The organism is Streptomyces sp. NPDC001270 (assembly GCF_042896695.1).
GTDB lineage: Bacteria > Actinomycetota > Actinomycetes > Streptomycetales > Streptomycetaceae > Streptomyces.
The window spans coordinates 213,925-232,219 of the sequence record NZ_JBIAXM010000012.1 but is presented as its reverse complement, the minus strand read 5'-3'; the positions used below and the strand labels follow the sequence as shown (position 1 = coordinate 232,219).

Here is an 18,295-nt window from a genome sequence, read left to right as displayed (position 1 = left end):
CAGAATAGTTGACCGTTGAACTTCTTGCCACCCCAAACAGAGAAGGCCCGGAGGGAATTCCCTCCGGGCCGCCACTCGCCGGGGAGTGGCCGCGGCACGACCGTGACCACAGGACACGGCACGACCGTGGCCACGGGATGCGGCACGACCGTGGCCACGGAACCTGGCACGGCAGCGACCACACGACACGGCACGGCAGCGACCACAGGACGTGGCGCAACAGTGACCACACGACGCCGCACGACCGTGACCACGGGATACGGGATCCCGGTCAGCCGTACATCCTGCGCATGGCGAACTCGACCATCTGCTCGACCGCCTTCGCGTCGAAGACCATCCGGTGCTCGCCCTCCATGTCCAGGACGAAGCCGTAGCCGGTCGGCAGCAGGTCGATCACCTCGGCGCCGGTGATCACGAAGTACTTGGACTCCTTGCCCGCGTAGCGGCGCAGTTCCTTCAGCGAGGTGAACATCGGGATCACCGGCTGCTGGGTGTTGTGCAGGGCGAGGAAGCCGGGGTTGTCGCCGCGCGGGCAGTAGACCTTGGACGTGGCGAAGACCTGCTGGAAGTCCTCGGCGGACATCTGGCCGGTGGTGAACGCGCGTACCGCGTCCGCGAGCGAGGGCGGGGACGGCTCCGGGTAGAGCGGCGGCTGCTGGCCGTACCCGCCGGGCATCTGCTGCTGCGGCTGGGCGTACTGCTGCTGCCCGGCGCTCCCGTCCATCGGCTGGCCGTATCCGTACATGGGCGTAAGCGTACCGAGACCACCCGGCCCGGAGGAGGTCCGCGGCGGGTTCTGCGGCCGTTCCCGGCCGCCTCCCCACGGGCCCGCGTCGGTCGGACGCGCGGGCCCGCGGCGGGCACGCCCGCGGACCTGGGTGCGCCGTCGTGCGCGCCCCGCCGAATTGAGCCTTCTCACACTTGGCCCAGCCGGGGTTGCTTCTTATTACCGACGGGTAGCATCATCGTAGCTACTAGTTGGTATGTGAACCAGATGCGAGGAGTCAGTGCCTCGCCCAGTCCGATACGGAGCCGTCACCATGGGGCACTACAAGTCGAACCTCCGCGACATCGAATTCAACCTGTTCGAAGTGCTCGGGCGCGACAAGCTGTACGGAACCGGCCCGTTCGCCGAGCTGGACACGGACACCGCCAAGAGCATCCTGGCGGAGCTGACCCGCCTCGCCGAGAACGAGCTGGCCGAGTCCTTCGCGGACGCCGACCGCAACCCGCCGGTCTTCGACCCGGAGACCGGCTCCGCCCCGGTCCCGGCCTCCTTCAAGAAGAGCTACAAGGCCCTCATGGACGCGGAGTACTGGCGCCTGGGCCTGCCCGCGGAGATCGGCGGCACCCCGGCGCCCCCGTCGCTGATCTGGTCGTACGCCGAGCTGGTCCTCGGCGCGAACCCGGCGATCTGGATGTACGCCTCCGGCCCGGCGTTCGCCCGCATCCTCTTCGAGGAGGGCACCGAGGAGCAGCAGAAGATCGCCACGCTCGCGGTCGAGAGGACCTGGGGCTCCACCATGGTGCTCACCGAGCCCGACGCGGGCTCCGACGTCGGCGCCGGCCGGACCAGGGCTCTCCAGCAGGAGGACGGCTCCTGGCACATCGAGGGCGTCAAGCGCTTCATCACCTCCGGTGAGCACGACATGGAGGAGAACATCCTCCACTACGTGCTCGCCCGGCCGGAGGGTGCCGGTCCTGGCACCAAGGGCCTGTCCCTCTTCCTCGTCCCGAAGTACCTCTTCGACTTCGAGACCGGCGAACTGGGCGAGCGCAACGGCGTCTACGCGACGAACGTCGAGCACAAGATGGGCCTCAAGGCGTCCAACACCTGCGAGCTGACCTTCGGCGACCGCCACCCGGCCAAGGGCTGGCTGATCGGCGACAAGCACGACGGCATCCGGCAGATGTTCCGCATCATCGAATTCGCCCGCATGATGGTCGGCACGAAGGCGATCTCGACCCTGTCCACCGGCTACCTCAACGCCCTCGAATACGCCAAGGAGCGCGTCCAGGGTCCGGACCTCGCCGGTTTCATGGACAAGACCGCGCCCAAGGTCACCATCACCCACCACCCCGACGTGCGCCGCTCACTGATGACGCAGAAGGCGTACGCGGAGGGCATGCGCGCCCTGGTCCTGCACACCGCCTCCGTGCAGGACGCCATCGCCGTCAAGGAGGCACGCGGCGAGGACGCCTCCGTCGAGCACGCGCTCAACGACCTGCTGCTGCCGATCGTCAAGGGCTACGGCTCCGAGAAGGGCTACGAGCAGCTCGCCCAGTCCCTCCAGATCTTCGGCGGCTCCGGCTTCCTCCAGGAGTACCCGATCGAGCAGTACATCCGGGACTCCAAGATCGACACCCTGTACGAGGGCACCACGGCGATCCAGGGCCAGGACTTCTTCTTCCGGAAGATCGTCCGCAACCAGGGCGCCGCGCTGAACTCGCTCGCCGAGGACATCAAGAAGTTCCTGGCCCTCGGCACCGGCGGCGAGGAACTGGCCGGCGCCCGCGAGTACCTGGCCAAGGCCGCCGTCGAGCTGGAGGCCATCGTCGGTCTGATGCTGACCGATCTCGCGGCCACCGAGCAGGACGTCAAGAACATCTACAAGGTCGGACTGAACACCACCCGGCTGCTGCTCGCCTCCGGCGACGTGATCGTCGGCTACCTGCTGCTGCGCGGTGCCGCGGTGGCCGCCGAGAAACTGGAGACGGCGACCGGCAAGGACAGGGCGTTCTACACGGGCAAGATCGCGGCGGCGAAGTTCTTCGCGGCCGACGTCCTGCCCGGCGTCACCCTGGCCCGCAAGGTCGCGGAGAACACCGACCTGGACCTGATGGAGCTGGACGAGGCCGCGTTCTAGCGCGACGGGGCGGACATCGCCCGCCGGGGCACGGGCCGCCGTCCCGGCGCCGGGTGTGGGCCTGATCTCCCGACCAGGGGGTCAGGCCCACACACGTAGTTAAGGTGAAGCCATGAGCCAACCGTCCCGCCCGTCTGCCGCCGCTCCACGGAGCGCTTCGAACACCTCCGCCACCTTCGGCCGCGGCCACACCGACGACCTGATGGCCTTCCTCACGGCGAGCCCGTCGCCGTACCACGCCGTGGCGAACACCGCCGCGCGGCTGGAGAAGGCCGGGTTCCGGCAGGTCGGCGAGACGGACGCCTGGGACGGGACGAGCGGCGGCAAGTACGTGGTGCGCGGCGGGGCGATCGTGGCCTGGTACGTCCCCGAGGGCGTCGCGCCGCACACGCCGTTCCGGATCGTCGGCGCGCACACCGACTCACCCAACCTGCGGGTCAAGCCGCTGCCGGACAGCGGCGCGCACGGCTGGCGCCAGGTGGCGGTGGAGATCTACGGCGGCCCGCTGCTGAACTCCTGGCTCGACCGCGACCTCGGCATCGCGGGACGGCTGACGCTGCGGGACGGCTCGACCCGTCTCGTCAACGTCGACCGTCCGCTGCTGCGGGTGCCGCAACTGGCCATCCACCTCGACCGCACGGTGACCGCGGACGGGCTCAAACTCGACAAGCAGCGCCACCTCCAGCCGGTCTGGGGCCTCAGCGACACCGTGCGCGACGGCGATCTGATCGCCTTCCTGGAGCAGGAGTGCGGGCTCGCGGCCGGTGCGGTGACCGGCTGGGACCTGATGACGCACTCCGTGGAACCGGCGGCGTACCTGGGCCGGGACCGCGAACTGGTCGCGGGTCCGCGGATGGACAACCTGCTGTCCGTGCACGCGGGCACGGCGGCCCTCGCCGCCGTCACCACCTCCGGGAGCGCCCTGCCCCACATCCCGGTCCTCGCCGCCTTCGACCACGAGGAGAACGGCTCCCAGTCGGACACCGGCGCGGACGGGCCGCTGCTCGGTTCGGTACTGGAGCGTTCCGTGTTCGCCCGCGGCGGCAGCTACGAGGACCGCGCCCGGTCCTTCGCCGGCACCGTCTGCCTGTCCTCCGACACGGGCCACGCCGTCCACCCCAACTACGCGGAGCGCCACGACCCGACGCACCACCCGCGCGTCAACGGCGGCCCGCTCCTCAAGGTCAACGTCAACAACCGCTACGCCACGGACGGTTCGGGCCGCGCGATCTTCGCCGCCGCCTGCGACAAGGCCGGCGTGCCCTTCCAGTCCTTCGTCTCCAACAACTCGATGCCCTGCGGCACCACGATCGGGCCCATCACGGCGGCCCGGCACGGCATCAGGACCGTGGACATCGGCGTGGCGATCCTGTCGATGCACAGCGCCCGGGAACTGTGCGGCGCGGACGACCCGTATCTGCTGGCGAACGCGCTGGGGGCGTTCCTGGAGGGGTGACCTCGGCGGGGGTCTTGGCGGGGGCCATGGCGGGGGCCTCGGCGAAGGGGTGGCCTCGGCGGGGAGACCTCGGTCGGGGAGCCACGCTCTCCGCGATCAGCTCTACACAGAGCGCCTGGCGCCTGACGCCGACCGCAGATCACCGACCGGCGACCGCAGATCACCCGACCGGCGACCGGCGACCGCAGATCACCCGGCCGGTGACCGCCGGCTGCCGACCGCCGGCTGCCGAGCGCCGTCGCGGCTACGAGGTCGGCGCCTCGTCCATGCCCGCCAGGACCAGCGGCAGCCGGTCCGCGCCCGCCTCGGTGAGGCGGACCGGAACGCCCCAGTCCTGCTGGTGCACATGGCAGGCCGGATAGGGGTTCTCGGGATCGTCGTCGCAGGACGCGGCCATCGCGGAGACATGCAGGACGCCCTCCGGCACGGCCGGGTTCAGCTCCAGCGCGCGGGACAGCTCCGGGTCCGCGCCCGCGCCCTTGAGCAGCAGTTCGGGCGGGGTCGCGGAGACCAGGAGCCGGGTCGAGGGGCCGTACCGGGTGTCCAGTTTCTGGCCCGCGGGGGCCTGGAAGACGACGTCCAGCCGGAGTTCGCCGGGCGCGACATCAGTGGCCGCGCGCTGGGTGCGGTGCGCGACGCCCGCCACCCGCACCGCCTCCTCCGGCAGCCGCAGCCGGGTCAGCCGGTGCCGGGCCGACTCCACGACCAGGATGTCCGCGCCGTCCGCGCCGGCCAGGACCGCGTCGCTCGGCTCCCGCAGGTCGGTGGCGAGGGTGGTCACCTCGCCGGTCGCCGGGTCGTAGCGGCGCAGGGCGTGGTTGTAGGTGTCGGCGACCGCCACCGAACCGTCGGGGAGCGCCGCGACACCCAACGGGTGCTGGAACAACGCCTGTCCGGCGGCCCCGTCGCGATGGCCGAAGTCGAACAAACCGGTGCCGACCGCGGTGTGCACCTGCCCGTCGAGGTCCACCCAGCGCAGCGCCGAGGTCTCGGAGTCGGCGACCCAGAGCCGGTCCGCGGTCGCGGCGAGCCCGGACGGCTGGGCGAACCAAGCCTGCTCGCCCGGCCCGTCGACCAGGCCCTCGTTGGTGGTGCCGGCTGCGACGGCGACGGTGTCCGCGGCCGGGTCGTACACCCACAGCTGGTGCACACCGGCCATGGCGATCCACACCTTGCCGCCGAACAGCGCCACGTCCCAGGGGGAGGACAGATCGACCTCGCGTGCCGGGCCGGTGGTCGCCGAGCCCTGCCACCACTGCTTCCCGGTGCCCGCGAGGGTGGTGACCGCGCCGGAGGCCAGGTCGAGGCGGCGCAGCGCGTGGTTCACAGTGTCCGCGACGACCACGGAGGACTCGTCGAGCAGGGCGAGGCCCTGCGGCTCGTTGAAGGAGGCGGCCCCGGCGGCGCCGTCGGCGAAGCCGCGCGCGCCGGAGCCGATCCGGCGGACGACGGTCTCGGCGTCCTCGGCCAGCTCCACCAGTTGGTGCCGGGTGGTGTCGCTGACCAGGAAGGTCCCGCCGGGCAGCGGCAGCGCCTTGCCGGGGAAGCGGAGCACCGTCGGCTCGGGCTCGGGCGGCACGTAGGGTCCGTCGCCGCGGCGGAGGGTCCCCTTGGCCGCGTGCTCGGCCTCCAGTTCCGCCACGAGCCGTTCGATGGCGTGCGCGTGCCCCTCACCGGCGTGCTGCGCGACGACGTACCCCTCGGGGTCGATGACGACCAGGGTCGGCCACGCGCGCACGGCGTACTGCTTCCAGGTGGTGAGGTCCGGGTCGTCGAGAACCGGGTGCTCGACGCCGTACCGCTCGACGGCGTCGACGACCGCCTGGTGCTCGGCCTCGTGCACGAACTTCGGCGAGTGCATGCCGATGATCACCACCGTGTCCCGGTGCTTCTCCTCCAGCTCGCGCAGCTCGTCGAGGACGTGCAGACAGTTCACGCAGCAAAATGTCCAGAAATCAACGATTACGATGCGTCCGCGGAGCCCGGTGAGGCTCAGCTCCTTGTCGCCGGTATTGATCCAGCCGCCCTTACCGACCAGTTCGGGGGCGCGGACACGTGCACGCTTGACCATGCTCCAACCCAACCACACCGCCGTCCGCGCTGTTCCCGGCGGTGCGGACCGGCCCGCCGGGGGCACCGGCTCAGCCCGTCGGCCTACCGGCGGCGTTCGGGCGGCGTCGCCGGGGAAGCCGTAGGGACATGAGATTTCTCGTACGCGACCGGCTCCTCGGCATCGGTGACGACTACTGGATCGAGGACGAGCACGGCTCCAAGGTGTTCCTCGTCGACGGCAAGGCGATGCGCCTGAGAGACACCTTCGAGCTGAAGGACAGGCAGGGGCGCGTCCTCATCGACATCCGGCAGAAGATGCTCGCGATCAGGGACACGATAGTCATCGAGCGGGACGGTGAACCGCTGGCGACCATCAAGCGCAAACGGCTGTCCCTGCTGCGCAACCACTACCGGGTGGCCCTGGTGGACGGCACGGAACTCGACGTCAGCGGCAAGATCCTGGACCGGGAGTTCGTCGTCGAGTACGACGGCGAACTGCTCGCGGTGATCTCCCGGCGGTGGCTGCACCTGCGGGAGACCTACGGCGTCGACGTGGTGCGCGAGGACGCGGACCCGGCGCTGCTGATCGCGGTCACGGTGTGCGTGATCCACCTCGCGGAGAAGGAACGGGAGGACGGTTAGGGGGCGGGCGCGCAACGGCTGGGCCGGGCGGGCGCGGCCGTCAGGGTGGGCGCGCGAGGGCCGGGCGGGTGCGGGCCGGTCAGGTCAGGTCAGGTCAGGTCAGGTCAGGTCAGGTCAGCGGAGGGTGCCTGGGCGGTTCGAGGCCGAGGACCCGGTCCTTCAGCGCCGGGAACTGCTCCCTGGTCGTGCCCACCTTCGCCGGGTCGATGTCCACGGTGAGGACCTGCTCACCGGCGCCCGCCTCCGCCAGCACCTCGCCCCACGGGTCCACCACGATCGAGTGACCCGCCTGGGGAACTCCCGCGTGCGTCCCGGCCGTTCCACACGCGAGGACGAACGCCTGGTTCTCGACCGCCCGCGCCTGAGCCAGCAGCGTCCAGTGCGCGCGGCGGCGCTCGGGCCAGCCCGCCGGGATCACCAGGGTCTCGGCACCGGCGTCCACCAGCGCGCGGAAGAGTTCGGGGAAGCGGAGGTCGTAGCAGGTGGCCAGGCCGAGGACCGTCTGCGGCAGCCGGACCGTCACCGGCTCCCGGCCGGCGCCCATCAGCACGGCCTCGCCCTTGTCGAAGCCGAAGCGGTGGATCTTGCGGTAAGCCGCGGCCAGGTCACCGGAGGGGGAGAAGACGAGCGACGTGTTGTAGAGGGGGCCCTCGGGGTCCCGTTCCGGAACGGAGCCCGCGTGCAGCCAGACGCCCGCGTCGCTCGCGGCCTTCGCCATCACCTCGAAGGTCGGTCCGTCGAGCGGTTCGGCCTCGGCCGCGAACTCCTCGTACGCGAAGGCGCCGGTCGTCCACAGTTCGGGGAGCACGACGAGGTCCGACGCCGACTGGTCCCGTACCAGCGCGGCCACCCGCCGCCGACGGGATTCGACCGGTTCGCCCTCTTCTACGGCGATCTGGATCAGCGAGGCGCGCACACTACCACCGTCCTGGCATTCGAGCCGTCCACACGGGCCTACGATCGTCACACGAAAGCACTGCCGGGGTGCCTCACAGCAGCGTAACTTGGGGGTCCCCCCTGTTCGAGTGAAGCCGATAGCTTGGGGGAGTCCCGAGACACCCGCCGACCGCCACCTCCCACAGGCAACCCCGCCATCCACCACCCGTGTACCGACCGCCGAGGGGTCCCGTTCCCGTGAGTCTGCATCCCACCCTCCAGCCCTACGCCGACGCCTGGACGCACTCCATCGAAGCGATATCCGAGCTGGTGCAGCCCCTTGTCGAGGGCGAGTGGAATCGGCGGACACCCTGCCCCGGCTGGTCGGTCCGTGACGTCGTGTCGCATGTGATCGGCCTGGACTGCGAGATGCTCGGGGACCCGCGCCCCATCCACTCCCTGCCCCGCGACCTCTTCCACGTCACCAACGAGCACCAGCGCTACATGGAGATGCAGGTCGATGTGCGCCGGCACCACACGGCGCCGGAGATGACCGCCGAGCTGGAGTACACGATCATCCGCCGCAACCGGCAGCTGCGGAACGAGTCCCGGCAACCGGGCACCATGGTGCGCGGCCCGCTCGGCGCGGAGATCACACTCGAAGACGCCATGCGGAACCGGGCGTTCGACGTATGGACGCACGAGCAGGATCTGCGCACCGCGCTCGGCCGGCCCGGCAACCTCGACTCGCCGGGCGCCCAGGTCGTCCGGGACGTGCTGCTCGCCGCCCTGCCGAAGATCGTCGCCCACGACGCGGGCGCCCCGCGCAGCTCGGCGATCGTCTTCGACGTGCACGGACCCATCGAGTTCCTGCGCACCATCCGCGTCGACATCCAGGGCCGCGGCACCCTGGAGACCGCCCCCGCCCTCGGCCCCGCCGCCACCCTCACGCTGGACTGGGAGACCTACTTCCGTCTGGCCTGCGGCCGGATCGCCCCCGAGGCGGTCGCGGACCGGGTGAAGACGGAGGGCGACCCCGAGCTGACGACGGCCATCCTGCGCAACTTCGCGGTGACGCCGTAGCCCCCTGACATGCGCACCGCACGGGGAACGTACGGTCGTGGCCCCGGACGGCCGTCCTCCGCACGGCACCGCGCGCACGTTGTCGCGCATGACACCGCGCACACGTCCACGCGACCGATGTCGCACACGTCCACGCAACCAATGTCGCACACGTCCCCGCGCATGGTGTGGTGCACGTCCCCGCGCATGGTGTGGTGCACGACGTCGGGCATGACGGCTGGAACGCCCACCGCCTGCCACCCACCGCTCGCGCACCGGTGGCCGTCCGCGCCACCACCCGCGCGCCCGGTGCCCGTCCGCGTCACCGCCGATATTCGGTGTCCTCGCGCGGACCCGGCGACATAGCGTGCGCGGCATGACCGACACCCAGCACAGCTCCGATGACGCCCGGGACGACGGCCGCGGGCACGGCGACGGCCGCCGGGCCGACGGTGACGTCGCTGCGGACGACCAGTCGCCCCGCCCGCCCCGGCTGTCCCGGCTCACCTTCCACGGTCCCCTCTCCGAGGCGCGGGCCGGCGGGATGGTGGCGCGGCTCGCCCGGACGGCACCCGCGACCGTGCTCGACATCGGCTGCGGGTGGGGCGAATTGCTGCTCCGGGTGCTGGCCGCCGTACCGGACGCCCGTGGCGTCGGGCTCGACCTCCGCGGCGAGGACCTGGCCCGCGGGCGGCGCAACGCCGCGGCGCGCGGGCTCGCGCACCGGGCCGAGTTCATCGAGGAGTCGGCCACCGGGACCGGGCGCGGGCCCGCCGACCTGGTGCTGTGTCTGGGCGCCAGCCAGGCGCTGAGCACGGCCGAACCGCCCGCGCACACCGCCGAGTCGCTGCGTGAACTGCGCCGACTGGTCGCGGCCGACGGCCGGGTGCTGCTCGGCGAGGGCTTCTGGGAGCGGCCCCCGACGGCCGCGGAGCTGTCCGGCATGTGGCCGGACGCCTCGGCCGACGACCACCACAGCCTCGGCCGGCTCCTCGATCTCGCCGTGGCGGCCGGGTTCCGCCCGGAGTGGACGGAGACCGCGAACACCGACGAATGGGACGAGTTCGAATCGGCCTACCAGGCGGACACCGAAGTGTGGCTCGCCGCCCACCCCGGCCATCCGTCGGCGGCCGAGACCCGGGACCGGCTCGACCGGCACCGCGCCCAGTGGATGGCCTACCGGGGCATCCTGGGGATCGCCTATCTCACCCTCGTACCGGTCCGCTGACCCGCAAGGACGCGGACCCCCAGGAAGAAGGGTGCGTATCGGCGCCACCCCCGCCTAGGAGAGCTTGATCGTGTCGAGCTGACCGCCGGACGGGGACGAGCAGGAGACGGGAGAGTCCGCGGAGGTCTCGCACCGCCAGATGATGTCCTGGGGGTTTCGCACATCGAACGTGAGGGACGCGTTCCCCCGGAACGTGTTCGAACTGTCGGTGATGGAGTAGATGGCCCCGGTCAAGCCGAGGGTGGGCCAGAACAATTGGCCATTGCCGTTCAAAACCGTTTGGGTGTCCGGGGACGGGTCGAAGTCGCCGATCTTCTCGGTGAGAGTGATCTTGTAAGCAGTGGTCGTACTGCCTACGCGAAAGAACGGCAATGCCGGATCGGGCAGACTGACCTCGTCTCCCGTGGAATTAATACTGTGCTGATTTCCGGCTACATGTCCGCTTCCGTTCAGAACGTCACGGCAGGCGTTGATGTTGTTGTGGCCCGCGTGCTGGATGATGCAGGGCCGCGGGCCGTCGGCCGTATCTTCCGCGTGGGCGGACGCCACTCCGGCGGTTGCCGCGACCATTGTCGCGAGAGCCGTCACGCCGGCGCCGATCAGTTTTTTCTTCATCGCTCTGCCTCCAACGTCGCTCGGACCTGGAAATACCTTAGGTGGCCCGTTGTCCGGAACGGCGTGAATAGGCTGACAGAGGGCATGTCCGGCCGCTGAATGCACGGAAAGCCGCTGCGGTGAATTTCATAGGTTTATGAGTTTTGGGATGACGAGTTTTGCGGTCACGAATTTCGGGTCATGGGTCACGGCGTCGCGTGCCGTGAAATACGGGCTGCGCTGTTCGCGGCCGGGCGATCCGTCTCAGGCGGGAACGTGCACCGTCTCCACCCGGCTGGCGACCAGCCGCTCCCGCTCCCGGCGCGCCGCCCGCCTGCGCAGCCGCAGTATCTGGCTCAGGCCGACCGCCTGGAGGACGAACACGACCGAGAAGGCGGCGGTGAAGTTGTCGTCGGTGGCGTCGAGCAGGACACCGATGGCGAACAGGGTGGTCATCGAGGCCACGAAGCCGCCCATGTTGGTGATCCCGGACGCCGTGCCCTGCCGCTCCGGCGGGTTGGCGGGCCGGGCGAAGTCGAAGCCGATCATCGAGGCGGGGCCGCAGGCGCCCAGCACCGTGCACAGCACCACCAGCAGCCACATCGGCGCCCGGTCGGCCGGGTAGAGGAGGGTCGCCGCCCAGACGACGGCGGTCGCGGCAACCGTGCCGAGGGCCAGCGGCAGCCGTGCCGCGTGGTGCCGGGCGACGATCTGACCGTAGACCAGCCCGACCACCATGTTGGACAGGACGACGAGGGTCAGCAGTTCACCGGCGGTGGCACGGCTGAGCCCCTGCGCCTCGACGAGGAAGGGCAGGCCCCACAGCAGCAGGAACACCATCGCGGGGAACTGGGTGGTGAAGTGCACCCACAGGCCCAGCCGGGTCCCGGGTTCCTGCCAGGACGCGGCGATCTGGCGGCGCACGTAGGCAGAGCCCTGGTGCGGGAAGGGTTCCGGCTCATGGCCCTCCGGATGGTCCTTCAGGAACAGCAGCACCAGTACGAAGGCGACGGCGCCGGCCGCGGAGCTGCCCGCGAACGCCGCGGTCCAGCCGACGCTGTGCAGCAGCCGGGCGAGCACCAGCGTGGAGACCAGGTTGCCCGCCATCCCGACCAGTCCGGCGAGCTGGGCGACCATGGGACCGCGGCGGGCCGGGAACCAGCGGGTGCCCAGCCGCAGCACGCTGATGAAGGTCATCGCGTCACCGCAGCCGAGCAGCGCGCGCGAGGCGAGCGCGGTGCCGTACGACGGTGACAGGGCGAAGCCCAGCTGGCCCGCCGTGAACAGCACGGCGCCGATGCCCAGCACCTTCTTGGTGCCGAGCCGGTCGACCAGCAGGCCCACGGGTATCTGCATGCCCGCGTAGACGAGGAGTTGGAGGATCGAGAACGTCGACAGGGCGGAGGCGTTCACATGGAAGCGGTCGGCCGCGTCCAGACCGGCGACGCCCAGGGACGTACGGAAGATCACGGCGACGAAGTAGACCGTGACGCCTATGCACCAGACCGCTATCGCGCGGCGACCGCCGGGCGGGTCGCCCGGGAGGGTGGCGTTGCTCACCGCACCTCACCCCGGGCGAGGTGCGAGACCCAGCTCACATGCCGGTGCACGATCCCGACGGCCGCCTCCGCGTCCCCCATGCGCAGCGCGTCCAGGATCTCCCCGTGCTCGGCGAGGGTCTTGGCGATCCGGTCCGGGTGGGAGTGCAGCACCGCGACGCCCATCCGCAGTTGGCGGTCGCGGAGCTGGTCGTAGAGGCGGGAGAGGATCTCGTTGCCGCCGCTGCGCACGATCTCGGCGTGGAAGTTGCGGTCGGTGACCGCGGCGGCGGCCAGGTCACCGGCTGCCGCCTGTTCCTTCTGCCGCGTGAGCAGGTCGGACAGCCGCTCGACCAGACCGGGCGGAGCGGGTACGGCCTTGCGCGCCGCGTACTCCTCCACCAGCAGCCGGGTCTCCACGACGTCGGCGATCTCCTGCGCGGAGACGGGCAGCACCAGGGCGCCCTTCTTCGGGTAGAGCCTGATGAGACCTTCCACTTCGAGCCGCAGCAGCGCCTCGCGCACCGGGGTGCGGGAGACCCCGGTGGCCTCGGCCAGTTCGCCCTCGGTGAGCAGTGTGCCGCCCTCGTAGCGGCGGTCGAGGACGCCCTGTTTGACGTGGGCGTAGACGCGGTCGGCGGCGGGAGGCTGTTTCACGGGAGCGGACGGGGCGGGCGGCGCTGAAGGCATGCGCACAGAATAGATACATCACGTACGCATGACACGTCGCGTCCACCATGCGGACCATCGCACCGGCCGCCCCGCACGCCCCCATACACCCCGCCCCGGCACACCCGGCCCACGGCAACCGCCCCGGACCCCTCACCCCGTACGGCCCGGCAGCCATATCCCGAACGGCCCTGGAGCCGCACCCCGGAGAGCGCCACAGCCGCACCCGGGAGCGCCCGTGGTCACACCTCGACCGCCTGCCACACACCCCCTCTTCACAGAAACCACCCAAAAATCTCGGCGTCAGGGCACAACCTTCTGCACCATCGAGGTGTCATACACGTGCGGCCTTTTACTCGCGCCACTCCAATCAGGCCGTATATCAGGCGTATTCACTACAATCGGGGTACCTAACTTGATAAACGGCACCAAGGGCGTCCGCATGCGCAAAGCCGTCGCCGTCGCCGTCACGTCCGGCGCCATGCTTGCCACCGGAGCCCTCACCGCGGCACCCGCACAGGCCGTCACCGCGCCCTCGATCGTGGCCAAGGGCGGCTACATCATGGACAACTCGAACGGCAAGACGCTGCTCAGCAAGACAGCGGACACCAGGCGTTCGACGGGTTCCACGACGAAGATAATGACCGCCAAGGTCGTGCTCGCGCAGTCGAACCTGAACCTGGACGCGAAGGTCACGATCCAGAAGGCGTACAGCGACTACATCGTGTCGAAGAACGCCTCCTCGGCGCACCTGATCGTCGGTGACAAGGTCACCGTGCGCCAGCTGCTGTACGGCCTCATGCTGCCGTCCGGCTGCGACGCCGCCTACGCGCTCGCCGACAAGTTCGGTTCGGGCTCGACCCGGGACGCGCGCGTGAAGTCGTTCATCGGCAAGATGAACTCGTCCGCCAAGAGCCTCGGCCTGACGAACACGCACTTCGACTCGTTCGACGGCATCGGCAGCGGCTCCAACTACTCGACGCCGCGCGATCTGACGAAGCTCGCCAGCAGCGCGATGAAGAACTCCATGTTCCGCACGGTCGTCAAGACGAAGACGTACACGGCGAAGACGGTCACCAAGACCGGCGGAACCCGCACGATGGGAACGTGGACCAACACGAACACGCTGCTCAACAGCTACAGCGGCACGATCGGCGTGAAGACCGGCTCGGGTCCCGAGGCCAAGTACTGCCTGGTCTTCGCGGCCACCCGGAACGGCAAGACGGTCATCGGCACCGTCCTCGCCTCCACCAGCGCCACCCAGCGCAGCACGGACGCCACCAAGCTCCTCAACTACGGTTTCGCCCGGCTGGGCTGATACGCGACCACCGGACATGGGCCGATGCCCGAGGACCGGACGAAGGGGCCCGCCGCCACCAGCGGCGGGCCTTCGTCGTTCCGGAACCGGCCGGACACGTCACGCCCGGGTGACCGGCCGGGTCACGCCCAGGTGATCAGGCGTTTCGGCTCTTCCAGGACGGCCGCCACGTCGGCCAGCACCTTGGAGCCCAGTTCGCCGTCGACCAGGCGGTGGTCGAAGCTCAGGGCCAGGGTGGTGACCTGCCGCGGCTTCACCTTGCCCTTGTGCACCCACGGCTGGAGCTTGATCGCGCCGATCGCGAGGATCGCGGACTCACCGGGGTTGAGGATCGGCGTACCGGTGTCGATGCCGAAGACACCGACGTTGGTGATCGTCACCGTGCCGCCCTGCATCGCGGCCGGAGCGGTCCGTCCCTCGCGGGCCGTCGACACCAGCTCACCCAGCGCCGCCGCCAGCTGCGGAAGGGTCTTGAGGTGCGCGTCCTTGATGTTCGGGACGATCAGACCACGCGGGGTGGCCGCCGCGATGCCCAGGTTCACATAGTGCTTGAGGACGATCTCCTGGGCCGCCTCGTCCCAGGTGGCGTTGATGTCGGGGTTGCGCTTGACGGCGACCAGGAGGGCCTTGACGACCAGCAGCAGCGGATTGACCCGCAGCCCCTCGAACTCCTTGTCCTGGCGCAGCTCCTCCACCAGTTTCATCGTGCGGGTCACGTCCACCGTCACGAACTCCGTGACATGCGGTGCCGTGAACGCCGAGCCCACCATGGCCTGCGCGGTCGCCTTGCGCACACCCTTGACCGGGATGCGGGTCTCGCGTGCGCCGTCGTAGCTCACCACCGGGGCGGCGGGGGCGGGCACGGGCGCCGTGGGCAGGGGCGCGGCTGCGGGGGCGGGGGCGGGTGCCGTGACGGCCACCGCCGCGTGCACGTCCTCGCGGGTGACGACGCCGTCCGGGCCGGTCGGGGTCACCGTCGCGAGGTCGACGCCGAGGTCCCTCGCGAGTTTGCGCACCGGAGGCTTGGCCAGCGGGCGCGGCGGCACGGCGGGTGCGGCGAGCGTGGCCGGCGCGGCGGGCGCGGCGCCGTGGCCGTTCAGTTCGTTCTGGATGGCCTGGGCGGCTGCCTCCTGCGCGGCGGTCTCGGTGCCCTTGCGCGGACGGCGCTTGGTGGCGGACACCGCGACGCCGTAGCCGACGAGGACCGGTTTGCGGGCCGGTTCCTGCGGCTCCGCCTCGGGTGCGGCGGCCCGCTCCGCCTCCTGCGGGACGGCGGGGGCCGGCACGGCCGCGCCGCCCGACACGTCCACCGTGATGATCGCGGTGCCCACGTCGACCGTGCTGCCCTCGGGGAAGCGCAGCTCGCGGACCACACCGTCGTAGGGGATGGGGAGTTCGACGGCCGCCTTGGCGGTCTCGACCTCGCACACCACCTGGCCGTCGGTCACCGAGTCACCCGGCTGGACGTACCACTTCAGGATCTCGGCCTCGGTGAGTCCCTCGCCCACATCGGGCATCTTGAACTCGCGTACGGACGCGTCCGTCATCGTCGTCACGACCCTCTCCTCAGTACGCCAGGGCACGGTCGACGGCGTCGAGCACCCGGTCCAGGTCCGGAAGGTACGACTCCTCCAGGCGCGCCGGCGGATACGGGGAGTGGTAGCCACCCACGCGAAGGACCGGGGCCTCCAGGTGGTAGAAGCAGCGCTCCGTGATCCGGGCGGCGATCTCCGCTCCCGAGCCGAAGAACACCGGCGCCTCGTGCACCACGACCAGCCGGCGGGTCTTCTCGACCGACGCCTGGATCGAGTCGAAGTCCAGGGGGGACACCGAGCGCAGGTCGAGGACCTCCAGGGACTTGCCCTCCTCGGCGGCGGCCGCGGCGGCCTCGTGGCAGAGCTTCACCATCGGCCCGTACGCGGCGAGGGTCAGATCGGTGCCCTCGCGCGCCACACGGGCCTTGTGCAGCGGGTCCGGGATCGCCTCGGTGTTGACCTCGGCCTTCTCCCAGTAACGCCGCTTGGGCTCGAAGTAGATCACCGGGTCGTCGCTCTGGATGGCCTGCTGGAGCATCCAGTAGGCGTCCGAGGCGTTCGACGGGGAGACGATCTTCAGGCCCGCCACGTGGGCGAACAGGGCCTCGGGGGATTCGGAGTGGTGCTCGACCGCGCCGATGCCGCCGCCGTAGGGGATGCGGACGACGACGGGGAGCTTGACCTTGCCCAGCGAGCGCGCGTGCATCTTCGCGAGCTGCGTGACGATCTGGTCGTAGGCCGGGAAGACGAAGCCGTCGAACTGGATCTCCACCACCGGGCGGTAGCCCCGCAGGGCCAGACCGATCGCGGTGCCGACGATGCCCGACTCGGCCAGCGGGGTGTCGATGACGCGGCTCTCGCCGAAGTCCTTCTGCAGGCCGTCGGTGACCCGGAAGACACCGCCGAGCTTGCCGACGTCCTCGCCCATGACGATGACCTTGGGGTCCGCCTCCAGGGCGCGGCGCAGCGATTCGTTGATCGCCTTGGCCAGCGGCACGTTCCTGGTGGCCGTGGTCTCCACTGCCATGATCAGACCCCCTCTGAGTCCGCGAACGACGCCTGGTAGGCGGCGAACTGGGCTCGCTCCTCGTCGACGAGCGCATGCCCGTCCGCGTACACGTTCTCGAAGATGGCGAAGGTGTCCGGGTCCGGCATGGCGCGGACCACTTCGCGTACTCGTTTGCCCAACGCTTCGCTCTCCGCGTCGAGTTCCGTGAAGAATCCCTCGTCCGCGTGGTTTGAAGCCTCCAGATAGCGGCGAAGGCGCAGGATCGGGTCCTTCGCCTCCCACGCGGCGCGCTCGTCGTCGTGCCGGTAGCGGGTCGGGTCGTCGGAGGTGGTGTGGGCGCCCATCCGGTAGGTGTACGCCTCGACCAGCGTCGGGCCCTCGCCGTTGCGGGCGCGCTCCAGCGCCCACCGGGTGACCGCGAGGCAGGCCAGCACGTCGTTGCCGTCCACCCGGATGCCCGGGAAGCCGTAGCCCTGGGCGCGCTGGTAGAGCGGGACGCGGGTCTGCTTCTCGGTCGGCTCGGAGATCGCCCACTGGTTGTTCTGGCAGAAGAACACCACCGGGGCGTTGTAGACCGCGGCGAAGGTGAACGATTCGGCCACGTCGCCCTGGCTGGAGGCGCCGTCGCCGAAGTAGGCGATCACCGCGCTGTCCGCGCCGTCCTTGGCGACGCCCATCGCGTAGCCGGTGGCGTGCAGGGTCTGGGAGCCGATGACGATGGTGTAGAGGTGGAAGTTGTTGCTGTTCGGGTCCCAGCCGCCGTTGTTGACGCCGCGGAACATGCCGAGCAGGTTGGTCGGGTCGACGCCGCGGCACCAGGCCACGCCGTGCTCGCGGTAGGTCGGGAAGACGTAGTCCGCCGGCCGGGTGGCCCGGCCGGAGCCGATCTGGGCGGCCTCCTGGCCCAGCAGCGAGGCCCACAGTCCCAGTTCGCCCTGGCGCTGGAGGGCGGTGGCCTCGGCGTCGAAGCGGCGGGTGAGGACCATGTCGCGGTACAGGCCGCGCAGCTCCTCGGGGGTGATGTCGGCCACGTACCCGGCGAATTCCGCGCTCTTGGCATTCTTCGCGTTCTGGGTGTTCTTCGCGAACTTGACGCGCTTGCCCTCGGGGGTCAGCAGCTGTACCAGTTCGGGATCGGTGCTCTGCTGTGCGGCGGTGCTGGCGGTTCGGGTGGTGCCGGTGGTGCCGGCCTTGCGTGCGGCGCTGCGTCGCGGCTTGCGCGCGGCACTGCTGTCCACGGTCACGTGTTGCTCCTCCGTCGGTCCGGCTCCCGGGGTTGCCGGGTAACCAGTGCGGCTCACCGATTCCAGACCACCGGGCACGGGGTGGGTGCCGCTCGGCCGGGAACAGGCGGGACAGGTGCCCCGGCGAGCGCCCCGCAAAAGTCACGTTACCCAGTGCGCCACATATCTGTGAAACCCCTCCTGACCTGCGTTTTTGCTTGGATAT

At 70.4% G+C, this 18,295-nt stretch carries 15 protein-coding genes; 6 read left to right on the top strand and 9 right to left on the bottom strand.

Going from position 1 to position 18,295, the window contains the following annotated elements; genetic code table 11:
* Positions 1-271 precede the first annotated feature (271 nt).
* The gene (locus ACFY2B_RS22040) at positions 272-745 is read right to left on the bottom strand and encodes an SseB family protein (RefSeq protein ID WP_376525502.1); all 474 of its coding nucleotides are present in this window, start codon (positions 743-745) and stop codon (positions 272-274) included.
* 295 nt (positions 746-1,040) lie between these two features.
* On the opposite strand from ACFY2B_RS22040, the gene ACFY2B_RS22035 reads away from it, so the two are divergent.
* Together ACFY2B_RS22035 and ACFY2B_RS22030 are read left to right on the top strand one after the other, a co-directional pair.
* Positions 1,041-2,867, top strand: a complete 1,827-nt coding sequence (locus ACFY2B_RS22035; RefSeq protein WP_390764767.1) for an acyl-CoA dehydrogenase — start codon at positions 1,041-1,043, stop codon at positions 2,865-2,867.
* 202 nt (positions 2,868-3,069) lie between these two features.
* Positions 3,070-4,323 (top strand): M18 family aminopeptidase, encoded by a 1,254-nt coding sequence (locus tag ACFY2B_RS22030; RefSeq protein WP_390764807.1) that lies wholly within the window; start codon positions 3,070-3,072, stop codon positions 4,321-4,323.
* A gap of 244 nt (positions 4,324-4,567) precedes the next feature.
* On the opposite strand, the gene ACFY2B_RS22025 is transcribed toward ACFY2B_RS22030, so the two are convergent.
* Positions 4,568-6,394: a thioredoxin-like domain-containing protein gene (locus ACFY2B_RS22025; protein WP_390764766.1), complete on the bottom strand. Its 1,827-nt coding sequence runs from the start codon at positions 6,392-6,394 to the stop codon at positions 4,568-4,570.
* A 128-nt stretch (positions 6,395-6,522) separates the two neighbouring features.
* On the opposite strand from ACFY2B_RS22025, the gene ACFY2B_RS22020 reads away from it, so the two are divergent.
* Positions 6,523-7,017, top strand: a complete 495-nt coding sequence (locus ACFY2B_RS22020; RefSeq protein WP_390764765.1) for an LURP-one-related/scramblase family protein — start codon at positions 6,523-6,525, stop codon at positions 7,015-7,017.
* A 109-nt stretch (positions 7,018-7,126) separates the two neighbouring features.
* On the opposite strand, the gene ACFY2B_RS22015 is transcribed toward ACFY2B_RS22020, so the two are convergent.
* Positions 7,127-7,933, bottom strand: coding sequence for a carbon-nitrogen family hydrolase (locus ACFY2B_RS22015; protein WP_390764764.1), 807 nt, complete (start codon positions 7,931-7,933; stop codon positions 7,127-7,129).
* Positions 7,934-8,151: 218 nt separating this feature from the next.
* Between ACFY2B_RS22015 and ACFY2B_RS22010 the strand changes: the two genes are divergently transcribed.
* Positions 8,152-8,976, top strand: coding sequence for a maleylpyruvate isomerase family mycothiol-dependent enzyme (locus ACFY2B_RS22010; RefSeq protein ID WP_390764763.1), 825 nt, complete (start codon positions 8,152-8,154; stop codon positions 8,974-8,976).
* A gap of 355 nt (positions 8,977-9,331) precedes the next feature.
* Entirely contained in the window at positions 9,332-10,183 is an 852-nt protein-coding gene (locus tag ACFY2B_RS22005) for an SAM-dependent methyltransferase (RefSeq protein WP_390764762.1), read from the top strand.
* Positions 10,184-10,237: 54 nt separating this feature from the next.
* Here ACFY2B_RS22005 and ACFY2B_RS22000 read toward each other — a convergent pair whose 3' ends face one another.
* The 3 genes from ACFY2B_RS22000 to ACFY2B_RS21990 form a co-directional block, all read right to left on the bottom strand.
* Positions 10,238-10,798, bottom strand: a complete 561-nt coding sequence (locus ACFY2B_RS22000; RefSeq protein ID WP_390764761.1) for a hypothetical protein — start codon at positions 10,796-10,798, stop codon at positions 10,238-10,240.
* A 243-nt stretch (positions 10,799-11,041) separates the two neighbouring features.
* On the bottom strand, positions 11,042-12,337 hold the full coding sequence (locus ACFY2B_RS21995; protein WP_390764760.1) for a nitrate/nitrite transporter: 1,296 nt from the start codon (positions 12,335-12,337) through the stop codon (positions 11,042-11,044).
* Complete coding sequence (locus ACFY2B_RS21990) at positions 12,334-13,005, bottom strand: GntR family transcriptional regulator (protein WP_390764759.1); 672 nt, start codon at positions 13,003-13,005, stop codon at positions 12,334-12,336. The genes ACFY2B_RS21995 and ACFY2B_RS21990 overlap by 4 nt, the downstream gene beginning before the upstream one ends.
* A 421-nt stretch (positions 13,006-13,426) precedes the next feature.
* Here ACFY2B_RS21990 and ACFY2B_RS21985 point away from each other — a divergent pair, with 421 nt between their 5' ends.
* Positions 13,427-14,302, top strand: a complete 876-nt coding sequence (locus tag ACFY2B_RS21985; RefSeq protein WP_376525485.1) for a D-alanyl-D-alanine carboxypeptidase family protein — start codon at positions 13,427-13,429, stop codon at positions 14,300-14,302.
* Positions 14,303-14,424: 122 nt separating this feature from the next.
* Here ACFY2B_RS21985 and ACFY2B_RS21980 read toward each other — a convergent pair whose 3' ends face one another.
* The 3 genes from ACFY2B_RS21980 to pdhA are packed head-to-tail and all read right to left on the bottom strand — an operon-like array spanning position 14,425 to position 18,090.
* Positions 14,425-15,858 (bottom strand): dihydrolipoamide acetyltransferase family protein, encoded by a 1,434-nt coding sequence (locus tag ACFY2B_RS21980; RefSeq protein WP_390764758.1) that lies wholly within the window; start codon positions 15,856-15,858, stop codon positions 14,425-14,427.
* Positions 15,859-15,868: 10 nt separating this feature from the next.
* Positions 15,869-16,864 carry an alpha-ketoacid dehydrogenase subunit beta gene (locus tag ACFY2B_RS21975; protein WP_376525481.1) on the bottom strand — a complete coding sequence of 332 codons (996 nt, stop codon included), beginning with the start codon at positions 16,862-16,864 and terminating at the stop codon, positions 15,869-15,871.
* Positions 16,865-16,866: 2 nt separating this feature from the next.
* The gene (gene pdhA, locus ACFY2B_RS21970) at positions 16,867-18,090 is read right to left on the bottom strand and encodes a pyruvate dehydrogenase (acetyl-transferring) E1 component subunit alpha (RefSeq protein ID WP_390764757.1); all 1,224 of its coding nucleotides are present in this window, start codon (positions 18,088-18,090) and stop codon (positions 16,867-16,869) included.
* Between the last annotated feature and the right edge of the window lie 205 nt (positions 18,091-18,295).